The sequence below is a fragment of the Streptomyces radicis genome (assembly GCF_003626575.1).
Taxonomy (GTDB): domain Bacteria; phylum Actinomycetota; class Actinomycetes; order Streptomycetales; family Streptomycetaceae; genus Streptomyces; species Streptomyces radicis.
Genome location: NZ_RBDY01000058.1, coordinates 1 through 13,088, shown reverse-complemented (window position 1 = coordinate 13,088; position 13,088 = coordinate 1). Strand labels below are relative to the sequence as shown.

Here is a 13,088-nt window from a genome sequence, read left to right as displayed (position 1 = left end):
CGCCAGCTGAACTGCTTCCTCACGGAACTCCGGTGAGTACGGACTTGGACGTGGCACTTGCTGCTTCCCTCGATTGTCTACCGGCCAACCCTATTGGGTCCCTGTCCGAGATCTTCGAGGCCCCTCACCAGCCGTACGGGCCGCCCGGCCAGCCCCACCACCCGCGGGTCCCGGTCGAGCAGCATCACCTGGGTGAGCATCGCGGCCGACCCGTGCACCACATGCGCGCCCGTCGTCGCCGACCACCACCAGCCCGGCCCCCACCGCTTCCCCGGCACCACAGGGAACGCCGACACCGGCGGGCACTCCTCCAGCCGCACCGAAGCGGCCACCTGCGGCCAGGGCCGCTGCATCAACTCCCAGCCCGCGCCGACGACCACCGCCTCCACCACACGGCCCGCGCCGACCGGAACCGCCGCGCCCGGCACGGCCTCACCGTCCAAGATCACACCACCCACCCAAGTCCATCCCACCGCGCCCAGCGTGAAAACCGGTCAGATCCCGCCGGCGCCCGCACATTCCCCACGGCGACGCCTGTGACCAGCGGCTTCTCACCTTCTACGGCGCCAGGGCCCCGCCAAAGGCCGATGTGCGGCGCCGCCGCACCACCTGTGAAACGCCGCAGCTGGCCGGTTCTGCCCCAGGGAAGCCGCCGGCCGCTGAGCCGGGCCGTGGCGTCCGGTCACCATGGAAGATTCGGCGGCACGCAGCCCTCAGGTGCACCGGCCCCCCGAACGTCTACCGAGCCCGTCATCGGCCGCCGTCTGCCCCGGCCGCCATCTCCTCGACCAGAACGTCGGCGGGCAACCCAGTCCAGGCAGCCAGGTCCTCCAGCGGCACCCCAGCGGCAACAGTCGCCGAGGCCGTCTCCCACAGGGCCTGATCGAGCAGGCCGACTGTACGGGCGAGACCAGTGAGCAGGTGGCGGCCGGTATCCCGCGCGGAGCCGTACTGGCCGCCGCGCAGACCTTCCATCTGATCCTCGGCGTCGCCGATCAGCGCGGCGATCACCGCGCGCCGCTCAGCCGCGACGGCACGGCGCCAGGTGATCCCCGAGCCGCCCGCCGCCGCGTCCTTCGCCATCGCGCGCAACTGCGCCGCGGCGGTGACGGGCCGGTGCTCGTTCTTGACACGCCACGGATCATCGGCGAACCAGCCGGTCCGCTCCCGCCCGTCTCGCCGGCGCGCTACCGCGCCCATCCACGCCAGCAGCGGCTCCGCGTACTGCGCCGCGGCCATCTCGCCCAGCCACGGCCGCCCCACCCGCTCACCCAACGCGGTGACGAACCTCCCGCCTGGGCCGAAGGGCCGCACCCACCGGTCTCCGCCGCCGCTGTCACGCCACACCAACTCGGCCATCGCCGGGTCCCCCAGCGTCCCGGCGACCGTCACCACCTCAGGGAAGACGACCGCGTCCCGGGCAACGGCCCGCCACCACCAGAACCTCCCGTCGGCAGTGGCGTCTCCGCCCGCCACCATGTGCAGTCGGGCGGGCCAGATCCGCTCCAGCTCCCATTCCAGGGCCTGGTCCCACCAGCGGCACACCACCGCGCTCGCCACCGACCACACCTGCTCCGGCTCCAACCCGACCCGGGACGCGCGCCGGGCCACTACCCCCCAACGGCGTTGCGCCGCCTCCACCTCCGGACACCCGGATAGGTTCAGATACTCCAGGCCGCAGCCGCCGTCGGCATCCAGCAGCCACCGGTGGTGCCGTCCACACACCCGCTGCCACCCTTGCGCGTACCGCACCACAGCGTCCGCCCGCCCGGTACGCCGCGCCACGCACAGCCGGCAACCGAACGCCACCGGCCCGCCTGCCGCCGAGGCCACCCGCCACCTCGCCAGCGGCTCAGGCTCCCCGGCCTCTGCGACGTCGGCCGGCCCGCGGGCCCACGACGGCAGAGCACGGGCCAGGCTCGCCGGCGCCGCCCCGCCCACCCTCGCCAGCAGTTGTTGCCCGGCCGGGTTGAACAGGATCTCCCCGTCCGGCCGCACGCCTCCGCCGTCGGCTTGCGGCCGGTGGTTCACCCACGCCCACTGTCCCAGCAGTGCACTCGGGTCCATCCCGTATCGCGCGGCGACCCGGCCCAGATACGACCACGCCGTCTCCCCCGCCAGCGGCGCGACATGCAAGGGACCCCTCCCCGTGATGGTCACCCCGACCCCGCTGCCCGCTCTGTTCCCCGCGGGCCGACCGCGCTCGCCTTGCGGCGGCCGTAACCCTGCGCTGCCCGTCCTGCTCGTGCCCCTGCTGATCACAGCCCTCAGTCAAACCCATCCGGCGCACGTGCGGGGCCTCCCCAGGCATAAGACAGGGCTTACGTAAGCCTGCTAGGGTACAGAAGGTAGGCTATTCGTCTGTGGAGGTGTGGGATGGTCGGCGGCGTCGACGACACGAACGAGGCGCTGGGCGTGGAGGCCGCAAGAGCGCGGTGGTCCGAGATCATCGCCTCCGCCACACACGGCACGGTGACGCATCTGCGCGACGCCGAATCCGGCGCCGTCGCCCGCCTGGTGCCGCGGGAACAGAGCCTCTTCCCGGTTGAGGAACTGCCTGCCTGGGCGGTGACCGCGGCCCGGCCGAAGCTGGGGGATCTGGTCCGACAGGCCGCGGCCGGCCAGCCGGTGGCGCTGACCCGGCGCGGCGACCTGGCCGCAGTGCTCGCCCCAGTCCCCGGGGCTTCGACGAACCCGGCGACGGGCGGCGGCCTGGACGAACTGCTGGACACTCTCACCGCCGCCACCCCCCAGGCACCGGCCTCTCTCGTGCCGACCGGGCTCGACTCCCTGGACACGCTGCTCGGAGGCGGACTGCGCCCCGGCCAACTGGCGCTGGTCACCGGCTCACCCGGCTCAGGTACATCCGCCCTGGCCCTGGGAGCGGCGCGCGCCGCCGCCCTGACCGAAGGACTAGGGCCGGTGATGGTCGCCTCGGCACAGATGTCCCGCCAAGACCTCGCCGCCCGCATGCTGGCCGCCGAAGCCAACCTGCCCCTCGCGCAGATCACCACCCAAACCGTTCCCGAGACGGACCGGCCACGCCTGGAGGCCGCGGCCGCCCGCCTGCGAGGCGCCCCCCTACACCTGATGGACCGACAGACCACGCTCACCCAGACCCGCACCGCAGCGGCCGCGGTGCCCGACCTGGCGCTGCTGGTCCTGGACCCGGTCACCCACTTCGACGTCGGCACGGCCGCTCCGGCCCTCGCCCTGCGCAGACTGGCCACCGACCTGCGGGCGGCGGTGCTGGCGGTAGCCGCACACGGCCCCGGCCTGCTCCCGGTGGAGGCCGAGGCCGACATCGCCGCCCGCCTGCACCGCCAAGACCACAGCGCCACCGCGCAGTTGGAGATCGTCCGGTACCGTCACGGCCCCACCACCACACTGCCGCTGAACGCCGACCTCGCCCGCGCCCGCCTCCTACCCGCCACACCAACCCCCGTAGACGACGAGCCACCCATCCCCTCACCTCCCCCCACCTCCACCGAACCCGCGCCGCACCCCGTAACGGACAGCCCTCAGCCGCCAACCACCACCACACACACCGAAAGCCCCACCGCACACCAAGCCCGCGCCGGACACCAGCGCCACCAGGCCGCGCGCCGTACGAAGTCGGCCGACCAGGCCGCCCAGGCACTGCGGGAGATGATCACCGACGCGGTCGAGAACGAGCTTGCCACGGCGCAGGGAGACGCCGAAGCCGCGATGGAGAGACTGTCCAAGCGGGCGATCCCGGACGTGATGCGCCTGTTCGACCAGACCCGCAAGAGTGCCCGGTACGAGTACACCGCCTACCCGGCCCTGCCCGACATCCTCCACAAGCCCAGCAAGAAGGACCCGGACCTCATCTGGGAGGCCCGCCCATCCTGGGCCAACCCCGCCTACCGCCGTCACCCCGACGGCGAGCTGCGCGTGACCGCGCTCGACGTCAACGCCGCCTACCTGTCCGCGCTCAAGTGCCACCTGCCGATCGGCCGCCTGGAACACAACCCGAACGGCGACTACGACAGCAAGCGCGCCGGGATCCACCTGATCACCCCGCCCGTATGGCACCACCGCGACCTGCCCAACCCGTTGGGCGACCGCGAGGAACCCGGCCCGCTGTGGATCACCACCGCCACCCTGCGCCTCCTGCTGCGCCTGGCAGGACCCAAGCACCAGCTCCTCGAGGCCCCGGTGATCCACGAATCCTGGACCAGCTCGGCGACGGAGAACTTCCTCGACGCCATGCGGCAGGTCCTCGCCGCGGTTCGCACCGACGCCATCGACGAGGATGACTACGTGACGCTGCACTACATCAAGATGATGTACGCCAAACTGGTCTCGACCATGGGCGAGTCCACCGAGAACCGCGCGATCACCCGCCCCGACTGGATGCACAACATCCGCTCCCAGGCGTTCGCCAACATCTACGGCCGCGCGCTGAAGGCCCATCAGGCCGGGCTGACCGTGATCTCCGTGATGGGCACCGACGAACTCCACGTCGCCGGCGACGTCTGGGCGGCCCGCTCGAACGGCAAGGCCGTGTTCACCGAGGGGCGGGGCCTGGCCGACATGAAGGTCAAGACCGACCGCGACGGTGCCCCCGTCCACTACACCGTCACCCGGAGCAGCTGATGGCCGGCCGCTGGATGAAGTTCGGCTGGTACAACGCCCAGGGCATCCCCGGCCGCGACGCCCTCGGCTACGGCATCGAGCGGATGCTCACCGGCATCTCCTCCCCGGCCGACACCGAGCGCGGGATCGCCGCCCGCCTGCGCTACCTCACCGCCTCCGACGCCGGCTACGAGGCCATGGAGCGCGCCGGCATCAACGTCACCCCGCGCACCCTGTACGCCTGGCTCGCCGAGGAACGCTCCCCCAGCACAGCCAACCGGGCCAAGCTCGACGACGCCTACTGGGACCTGCGCCGCCACAACGTCGCAGCGGACCTGAAACGGCGGCTGATGTCGGGCGGCGGCACCCGCATCGAGATCGACCCCGTGAACCAAAGCCGCGTCGAGATCAGACACCGCCGCGACCTCCAGGTGCGCCACATCAACATCCGCCCCCGCATCTGGGACGCCGCGGTCGACGCCTGGCTCGCCGATGACGAAGCGACGATGGACGCGATCTGGGACGACCTGATCCACGATCTGGGGACCGACTACGACTCGTACTCCTACGTCTCCTCGGTCGGCTGGTCGGCCTGACACCGATGTAGGTTCCGTGGCTTTGTGTCATTTTCTCCGCTTTCGCGTCATGACGTCGCGGCTGGCTGGGTATGTCGCTTCCCGGCCATAGACAGCGAACTGCCGTATCTCCACGGGAGATTTGTCGGCGGGCGGAAGTAAGCTGGCGCCTCTGTGGCCGACCGTGAGCGAAGGCAAGACATGGCTGATCCCGCACCACCGCACGATCCCCCAAAGTCGGCAGCTGAAGTGGCTCGCTTCAATATCGGCGACATCACCAACGCGGACCTGGACGTCTCATCAGCGCTACATGAGCAACTCGCCAGGAGTCTGGAACCGATCACTGAAAGTCTGCGGGAAATCACTACCGGCGCAGTTGTTCCTCAGGACCTCTTGGACGCATGCGCCAGCCAACTCGCACATGCGGCCGGTGGCCTGTCCGCCACACCAGCCCTTGAAGAGGGCCTCGCTGCGATCGGACAGCAACTGGCGACCGCCCACGGAAGTGCGCTGCGAGACGTCCTGGACTCTTCTGCGATGCACCTGGCCAACAGCCTGGCCGATCTCCGCAGCAGCGCGTTGGAGGCAATCACTCAGCCACGCGTCGAGCTCGGGGCGCTGAGCCGACTGATCGCGCCCGATCTAAGCAGCGTGTGGGTGACGCACAGCGCGACCGTATCCCTTGCTCATCTCAACAGCTTGCTTGCCAGGCAACGGCAGGAACTGGGGGACCACTTCCACGACTCCCTGCGCGGTATGGCCGGCATCGCCACCCAGCACCTTGGCCTCGCGAACTGGGCCAGGAGCTACGAGACAACCACCCGGAAGCTGCTCACCCAGGTCAGCGAACTACCCCTCCGCACCTGGCACGATGCAGTCATCGACCTACCCACAGACGCTGCGCGCTCAAGACGGGCGATCAGCTCCGGCAACAGCGTCCTGGGCCTCATGGGTGGTGATCTCCTCACCTCCGACCCGAACCTGCAACCCGAGGAAGCCACGGTTGTACGCGTCGAGGAGGACGTGCTCCAGCCATGGGAGCGCGCCCGCCTGGAAGCCGGCGACGACCTCAAGGAAGTCCTGGCGCGCTTTGCCCCCAAGGCTCCTCTCTTCATCGAGGAGGCATGGAAAGCCCTCGCGACCAAAGGTCCCCTTGCCGCCGAAATGACGGCCTACTCCATCACCGAGTTCATCGACCGGACGCTGCGCGCCGCAGCCCCGGACAGCGACATCGAGACCTGGCTGCCCCAGTCGGGCGTTCCCCGACAGCAGTGGTACAGCCAGCCCGCGAACCGGTTGACCCGCCCTGTCCGCATCCGGTACATCGCGGTCCGCCACAGCGCGGACCCGCGCATGTGTCTGGCCCTCGTGGACAATCTGTTGATCATCGCGCAGCGACTGAACGGGCGGCTGCAGGCGCTCAAGCACGCCTCGGAAGGAGACCTGGCCGCGGTGCGAACCCTCCTGATCGCCGCCGAGAGCTTCCTGTCCCACCTCTTCCTGGCCTCCTCCCCCCAGGACTGAAGCGGCCTTGATCGCGAGGCGCGGCGCCCACCTGGAGGGGCTACCGCGCCGAAGGCCGTCGGGCCCGACAGCAGGGAGCGTGGAACGGGCAGCGCGCCCCTTCGCACAGGTGCACTGCCTGCCTGATTTTCTAGCCGACAGGGCTGCGGACGCCCCAGGCTTCCGCCAAGTCGCTCAGCAGCCGCTCGGGCAGTTCCTCCTTCCACAGCCCGCCGAGGAGCATCGGCCGAGCCGTCAGCCGTTCGCACACCGCGAGGGCCTCGGGCTGGCCGGCCAGCTGGTACCGGCCGTGTACGGCCAGCGGGCCACCGGGCCCGAACTCGCGCGCCATCCGTCGCAGATCGGCCAAGTGCTCGACGGCGAAGGGCCGCAGTACCTTGCGCACGTACCGTTCCTGCTCCCCGCGATCCGCCATGGTCTCCAGCAGCAGACGGAGCGCCTCGTCCGTCAGTTCCGGGTCATGGGGCGCCCGGGTTTCGGCCCAGGCGGGGTGGAACGCGACGCACAGCGACCGCATCTCGTCGACGATCGCCTCTTCCACCGGTTCCTGGCCGTCGACGCTGGCCGAGGGCGGGGGCGCTTCGTCGTCGTCGGTGAGGACGGCGGTGCACAGGTCGATGCAGTCGGAGCAGATCCGGGCTTCGCTGCCCCGGGGGACGAACCTGCCGCCGGCCACGAGCCGCCGACTGTGCTGGGCGGAAGCGCCGCACCAGGTGCAGCAGCAGGCGGGGCACCGGCAGGCGTCGCCGTGCGGCTGGGGCGCCACCGGAAGAACCCGGCAGCTCTCCAGGCACGTGCCGCAGACCAGCGCGCCGGGGCCCGTGACCCAGGAACCGGTCTCGATCGCGCACCAGGAACACCGCTCCTCGGTTGTCATCCCTCATCCCCCTTCCGCCGCGCGCCGCCGGGCCCGGCGGCCCACTGCGAGTTGAACACCGGCGTCGGCTCCGGCGCCCGCGGTTCCGTGCGCAGGATGGCCACCGTGGTGACCGGGTGGGTGACGGCGTGCGCCAGGAGGACCACCGCCTGCCGGGGCCGTCCGTCGCGCGCCGCGTCGCCGAACCGCAGCTGGTCGATGGCCCAGTCCCCGATGGACCGCCGAGGGGCGCGCCCGCCCGGTCAGGTAGCCCACCCCCAGCGCGAGCACTACCACGACGCCTGACGTCAGCATGTTCACTTCGCCCACTCCAATCCCAGCGCCGCGAGCCAGGCGAGCTGCTGATCGCTCAACTTCCCGCGCCTGGCCTTGGTGTTGGAGATCCAGACGCCGAGCTTCACGGGCACCTCGGCGACGGCGCCGGGGGTCTGGGCGTCAGCCATGCGGGCGTGCAGGATCTCGACGTGCTGGCGCGGGACGACGACCTGGCCGGTGCGCTCCCGGTACTGCTGCAGGGCGGCGAGGCCGCGCTCGAACGCGGTGAGCTCGGCCAGCCCGGCCACCGGCCGCGGTACCCACTCGGCGGTAGACTCCTCGGCGGCGTCCGGGGCGGGCGGCGTCGCGTGCAGGCCGGTGAGGAGTTCGCGCTGCTCCTTGCTCAGCTCCTCCCACTGCTCGAACTGGTCGGCGAGCCAGCGGCCGACGTCCACGCCGTTCACGCGGATGCCATCGACCGCGGGCAGCGTCTGCTCCTCGCCGACCAGATGCTTCAGGGCGGCGTAGCCGCGTTGCCAGGCCAGCGGCCAGGACGGGTTCCAGTGTTCGTCGATCGCTTCGAGCGCTGCCCGGCGCGCGTCCGCGATATCCGGCTTCTTGCCCAGGCCACCCTTCTTCCGGCAATTGTGGAGCCACTCGCCCACCGCCACGCCCTCGATCGCCGCGTCACGGCCGGGAACGAGGTGCCCGTGAACCGTGTGGTAGGCCCGGGCGGCGGCGAGGTTGCGGGAGAATTTCACATCGGCCGCCGACCACACCATGCCCAACTCATCCAGCAGGTCGATCCGCCAGGGCTTGAGCGTCCCGGCCCGCTGAGCGCGGCGCTGCTCGCTGACCCAGGCGCCCAGGGTGTAGGGCTCGCCCGAGTCGCCGAGGTCGATGGTGGCGTGCAGCGGCACCTCGGCGTCGCCGTGCTCCTCCACCCAGATCCGCAGCGCGTTCAGCCCGGTCAACCAGACCTCGGAGTCCGGCCGCAGCACCCGCGTGCGCAGGAACCGGGCGATGACGTCGGGGTTCCGGGGAAGGGCGAACCGCAGGAGCGGCACCCCGGCCGCCCTCTCCCGCACCGACGGCCGCGACGACACCGCGCCGCCGCTGCTCCCCGACTTCTCGCCGTCCTCTGCCTCTGCCTCCTCGGTCGGCGCGTCGGCAACGTCGTCGCCCTCCACGGGCACGATCCGGCCGGCGACCTCGGCGACGCCAACCTGCTGCTCTTCGGCCTGCTCGGCCAGGACGGCGGGGTCGAGCGCGACCACGTTCGTGGCTTGCCCGCGCGCTCCGCTGGTGGACAGCAGCAGCCGCTGGATGACGCGTTCGTCGTGAGCCCGAAGTCCTTGCAACACGGCGACCAGGGGGCGATACGAGGGCGAGGCCATCATGTCGTCAGGGTTCTCGCCGGGCGCGAGGAAGATCGGCACCACGACCCTGGCGACCTTGCCCTCGTCCGGCTCCTGCCGCAGCGCCCGGCCGATGATCTGGACGATCTGCACCTGGGAGGTGCGGGTGTCGGCGAAGACCACGGTGTCCACGCCGCGCCTGCCGCGGATGTCGACGCCCTCGCTGAGGGCCTGGCAGGAGGAGAGGAACTGGACGTCGTTGACGAAGCCCTCCGCGTCGACGCCGTCGGCGAACCGGCCCAGCACCTCCCGGCGGTAGGCGGCGGGGTGCTCGCCGGACAGCCATTCGGCGCCGACCCTCGCGGGGTAGACGGCCGGGTCCATCCGGTGCAGCTCGGCGGCGGTCTCGGGCATGGCCCTCGCGAACGCCATGGCGTCCATCGTCCGCGTGTGGAAGGGCAGGTAGCTGCGGGTGCCGGTCTCCCCGTGGTGCTTGAGCAGCGCGGCCTGGAGCGCGGCCAGCCGCCGGCCCCGGATCTCCTCCGACGTCGCAGCCGGGCCGAGGACGTCGGGGTCGCGGATCTCCAGCACGTCGATCTCCCACGACGCGAGCAGGCCCCGCTCGCACGCCTCCATCAGCTCCAAGGCGAACAGGCGCTCGCCGTACAAGCTGGTGTCGTCCATGGACGCCACCAGCCGCCCCATCCCTTCGGCGCCCGCCTCGGCGCCCTCCACGCCCCCTTCGGACCCCTTTCCGGGACCGCGGCCCCGCCCCGAGCCGTCTGCCGACTGGCGGACCTCCCACAGCCGTTGCGTGGCCGTCATGAACAACCTGCGGTGCGCGGGGATCCGCTCCTGGGCCAGAACAGCCGCCCAGGACTTCCCCAAGTCACCGGACGTGCGGTGCGCCTCGTCCACGACCAAGAGGTCGAACGGGGGAAGCGTCAGACCGAAGGAGCCGCGCATCGCCCGCTCCAGCACCCCGGGCGCCGCGCCGCCGCCAGCGCCGTCGCCGCCTTCATCCTCCAGGCCCTGCGGCGTCAGGGAGGCGTACGTGGCGAAGATCGTGACCGGGCCGCCCTCGGTCGCCCACAGGGCGAGCTGGGCCGGGTTGGTCGTGCACCGCACCCCCAACACTTCCAGAAACGAGTCCGCCCTTAGCGAGCACACAGCGATCATCGGCTCGTCGTGCCCGGCCCCACGCCACGCCGCGACCGTCTGCGTCAGCAGGTCCAGCGTGGGCACCACGACGCACACCAGCCCGTCGGGGACGAGCCGCCGCGCGGACTCCGCCGCCACCCTCGTCTTCCCCGTGCCGGTGGCCATGATCACCGTGCCGCGCAGGTCCCGGGCAGGCAACAGACCACTCGAAGCATCCATAAGCCCCCGGACAATCGCGTCAACAGCCTCGCGCTGATGCGCCCAGAGAGGAATCGCGTTGATCTCCGTCACCGGTCTTCCCATTCTCCCGTGCCGTACAACCAGATTTCCTCAAGCCTTTCCAATGGGGCATCTTCCTGGCCTTCGTCCGACCACACCCCCGAGAGCCAATAACGGTCGCTCTCAATGCGCTCACACAGAACGAACACCTCGGGCAGCTCGACCAAGTGATAGACACCCCGCGGAAAAAGACCGTCAGGCCCGTAACGCTGCCACAACCGCCCGAGCCGCACCCGGTTCGCCCGCAGGTATTCCTCCAGCGCCCGCGGGTAGTCCTCCCGCTCGGCCAGACGCACCGTTCGCAGGGCGATGCCCACCAGCTCCCGCGACGTCTCCTCGTCCCACTGCTCGGAGTCGGTGCCGGTCACCTCCGTGTAGTGCCGCGCGGAGACGGCCAGGACCCGCTCGATCAGTTCCGTGGGCGCCTCGTCCCCCTCGACGGCGGGCGGGTCGGCCTTGTCGCCGAGCCCGGGATCTGCCGCGCTCGCATCGCCAGCAGCGGCCTGCTCAGCGAGCTTCTGCGCGTGGGCCTGCCGAAATCGGGTGATGCCGTCGGTCAGCCCGTCACGCTGGTCCCACGTCCGCTGGGCGATTCGCTCCAACTTGCCGGGGTGGTCCTCGAAGAAGAGGTCCTGGACCTCGGTGCGGGCGCTGGCGACGCCCCCCGCCTCGACGGCGGCGAGCAGATCATCGGCCAGCCCCTGGGGGAAGTGCCGGTCGGCCAGGTGGGCGGCGAGGGACGCTCGAGCGTTGAGGCCCGCGATCGAGTGGTCGCCGGCCTCGGCCGCCGCGGTGACCCCTAGGCCGCGCAAAGGCGGCGGAGGCAAGACGGGACCGGAGGGGGAAGCAGGGCTGTTCACGGCGTTCCTTCCTGGTGAGGTGGGAGGTCGTTCATCGATCCCCCTGGGTGGGCAGTGCGGCGAGCGGGAGCGGCGCCCCTTGGGCGTGGCGCGTACCGTCATCCAGTCGATGTCCTCGGCCCGCTCCAAGGCGGACACGTCCCCGGCCCGGTAGAGCGGGATCGCGGCGCGGAACTGGCCGCGCGTGTACGCCGTCGGCCGAAGGCGCCCACTGCGTACCAGGTGGTCAGCGTCGCTGAGCCGGATCCGCAGGACCGCAGCGACCTCCTCGCGCACCATCAGCCGGCCCTCGCGCTCGGCGAGTTCCAGCACGTCCCGGTCGCTGAACTGCTCCAACGCCCGCCCGTCGTAGAGCAGATGCCCCTTGTGCTCACGTCACGGTCGGCAGCTGCCCGACGCGGCCGAGCTCAATGACGGCATCCGGCGTGACCGGGATGCCCAGGCGCTCCCGGAGGATGTCGGCGGCGCGTACGGCGCCCAGGTCCGGCAGTTCACCGACCTCGGCGCGGATCTCCTCCACTCGTTCCAGGGCCGCCTGGAACGCCGTCGCCGACCACCGGCCCGTGGCGTCGTCGGCCGGCTGGAGCAGCCCATGCGCACCGCACGGGCGAGCTGCGCCCGGCTGAGGCCGAGGCGGTCGGGCATTTGAATCGGTCCGTAGCTGTCGAGTTCACGCTGGGCGGTGGGCATTCGCTCTCCCAGTGCTGCGCGTAGTTACGGTGTCAGCCCGCTGTGCGGACAACCTCTTCGGCTTCGTCCGGGGAGACGAATGACTTACCGGAAATTATCTCCAAGAGAATGCAAAGGGCTTCGATCATTCCGGCCCTTCGGAATTTCATCGCCTCGGCTCCACTCGGGTGTTCAGGACCCGAGGCATGATTCGTGATGTCTTTGTCCAGGGATGAAATCTGTCCGGCCAGCCGGGTGCACACCTCCTCGAAGGGCGGAGTTCTCATGGTTATTCATCGATTAATTTCCCTCATCTCTCGATATGAAAGCGCCAATGGGGGAACGGGGGCGGAGACCTACGGCAGCATCTGGCCCTCACACGATGTGAGGAAGGAATCTTGACGCTTTGTAGGCGGTGCCTCATTCTCCCAGAGTCTACCCAAGATGTTGGCCCCGTGCATCATCCCTCCCGAAAGTTGGACAGTAACAGGATGGGCAGTAACATGCTGACATGACGTCAGTGAGTGAGGCAATCGCGCCGGTCCAAGTCCTCCGTCACCGTCTCCGTGCAGTGCGTTCCAGTCTCGTTCTCCGCCCCCGGCCCACAGGCGGAAGCTCCGTCCCATCGTCAAATCGCCTGGCTGGTACGCCTGTTCGGGCCCGTCCTCGACCGCGTGCGTCAGCCGACACTCCCACCCCCGCAGCTGCCGTTTTTTGGATTGCGGAGCAATCCAAAGGCAATCACGTAGTGATTGCCCGTCAATTCCGTAGGAATTGACACTAATTCGCGTAGCGAATTAGTGTGCCGATCCGTAGGATCGGGCGTCGTTCCTGCGGAGCAGGCCTGAGCCAGGGCCGCAGGATGTCCACGGGCAGGCCCGTCAGCACCGCGAGCCGCAGGACGCGCCGGTCGTGGTCGAGGAGGTAGATC

At 70.4% G+C, this 13,088-nt stretch carries 8 protein-coding genes and 1 pseudogene; 3 read left to right on the top strand and 6 right to left on the bottom strand.

Going from position 1 to position 13,088, the window contains the following annotated elements; translation table 11 throughout:
* Window positions 1-125: 125 nt before the first annotated feature.
* Together D7318_RS32140 and D7318_RS32135 are read right to left on the bottom strand one after the other, a co-directional pair.
* Window positions 126-353 (bottom strand): annotated as a pseudogene (locus tag D7318_RS32140) (TnsA-like heteromeric transposase endonuclease subunit); the annotation flags it as partial.
* 397 nt (window positions 354-750) lie between these two features.
* Window positions 751-2,136 carry a TniQ family protein gene (locus tag D7318_RS32135; RefSeq protein ID WP_230424323.1) on the bottom strand — a complete coding sequence of 462 codons (1,386 nt, stop codon included), beginning with the start codon at window positions 2,134-2,136 and terminating at the stop codon, window positions 751-753.
* 240 nt (window positions 2,137-2,376) lie between these two features.
* Here D7318_RS32135 and D7318_RS34855 point away from each other — a divergent pair, with 240 nt between their 5' ends.
* The 3 genes from D7318_RS34855 (at window position 2,377) to D7318_RS32115 (ending at window position 6,698) form a co-directional block, all read left to right on the top strand.
* Window positions 2,377-4,620, top strand: coding sequence for a type II toxin-antitoxin system prevent-host-death family antitoxin (locus D7318_RS34855; RefSeq protein WP_120700781.1), 2,244 nt, complete (start codon window positions 2,377-2,379; stop codon window positions 4,618-4,620).
* Entirely contained in the window at window positions 4,620-5,195 is a 576-nt protein-coding gene (locus D7318_RS32125; protein ID WP_120700780.1) for a transcriptional regulator, read from the top strand. The genes D7318_RS34855 and D7318_RS32125 overlap by 1 nt, the downstream gene beginning before the upstream one ends.
* Before the next feature lie 180 nt (window positions 5,196-5,375).
* Window positions 5,376-6,698 (top strand): pPIWI-associating nuclease domain-containing protein, encoded by a 1,323-nt coding sequence (locus tag D7318_RS32115; RefSeq protein ID WP_147437904.1) that lies wholly within the window; start codon window positions 5,376-5,378, stop codon window positions 6,696-6,698.
* Between the two features lie 130 nt (window positions 6,699-6,828).
* Here the strand turns inward: D7318_RS32115 and D7318_RS32110 are convergent, their stop codons facing one another.
* From D7318_RS32110 to D7318_RS33260, 4 genes are all read right to left on the bottom strand, one after another.
* Window positions 6,829-7,575 carry a ClpX C4-type zinc finger protein gene (locus D7318_RS32110; protein WP_120700777.1) on the bottom strand — a complete coding sequence of 249 codons (747 nt, stop codon included), beginning with the start codon at window positions 7,573-7,575 and terminating at the stop codon, window positions 6,829-6,831.
* 296 nt (window positions 7,576-7,871) lie between these two features.
* On the bottom strand, window positions 7,872-10,652 hold the full coding sequence (locus tag D7318_RS32105) for a DEAD/DEAH box helicase (RefSeq protein ID WP_120700776.1): 2,781 nt from the start codon (window positions 10,650-10,652) through the stop codon (window positions 7,872-7,874).
* Window positions 10,637-11,824: a hypothetical protein gene (locus tag D7318_RS34505; protein ID WP_230424322.1), complete on the bottom strand. Its 1,188-nt coding sequence runs from the start codon at window positions 11,822-11,824 to the stop codon at window positions 10,637-10,639. The genes D7318_RS32105 and D7318_RS34505 overlap by 16 nt, the downstream gene beginning before the upstream one ends.
* Window positions 11,825-11,858: 34 nt before the next feature.
* Window positions 11,859-12,008, bottom strand: a complete 150-nt coding sequence (locus D7318_RS33260; protein ID WP_183091712.1) for a hypothetical protein — start codon at window positions 12,006-12,008, stop codon at window positions 11,859-11,861.
* Window positions 12,009-13,088 lie beyond the last annotated feature (1,080 nt).

Bases quoted from the DNA above. Each gene is read 5' to 3' on its own strand.
- D7318_RS34855 (WP_120700781.1), top strand. From the start codon at position 2,377: ATGGTCGGCGGCGTCGACGACACGAACGAGGCGCTGGGCGTGGAGGCC.
- D7318_RS32125 (WP_120700780.1), top strand. From the start codon at position 4,620: ATGGCCGGCCGCTGGATGAAGTTCGGCTGGTACAACGCCCAGGGCATC.
- D7318_RS32115 (WP_147437904.1), top strand. From the start codon at position 5,376: ATGGCTGATCCCGCACCACCGCACGATCCCCCAAAGTCGGCAGCTGAA.
- D7318_RS32110 (WP_120700777.1), bottom strand. From the start codon at position 7,575: ATGACAACCGAGGAGCGGTGTTCCTGGTGCGCGATCGAGACCGGTTCC.
- D7318_RS32105 (WP_120700776.1), bottom strand. From the start codon at position 10,652: ATGGGAAGACCGGTGACGGAGATCAACGCGATTCCTCTCTGGGCGCAT.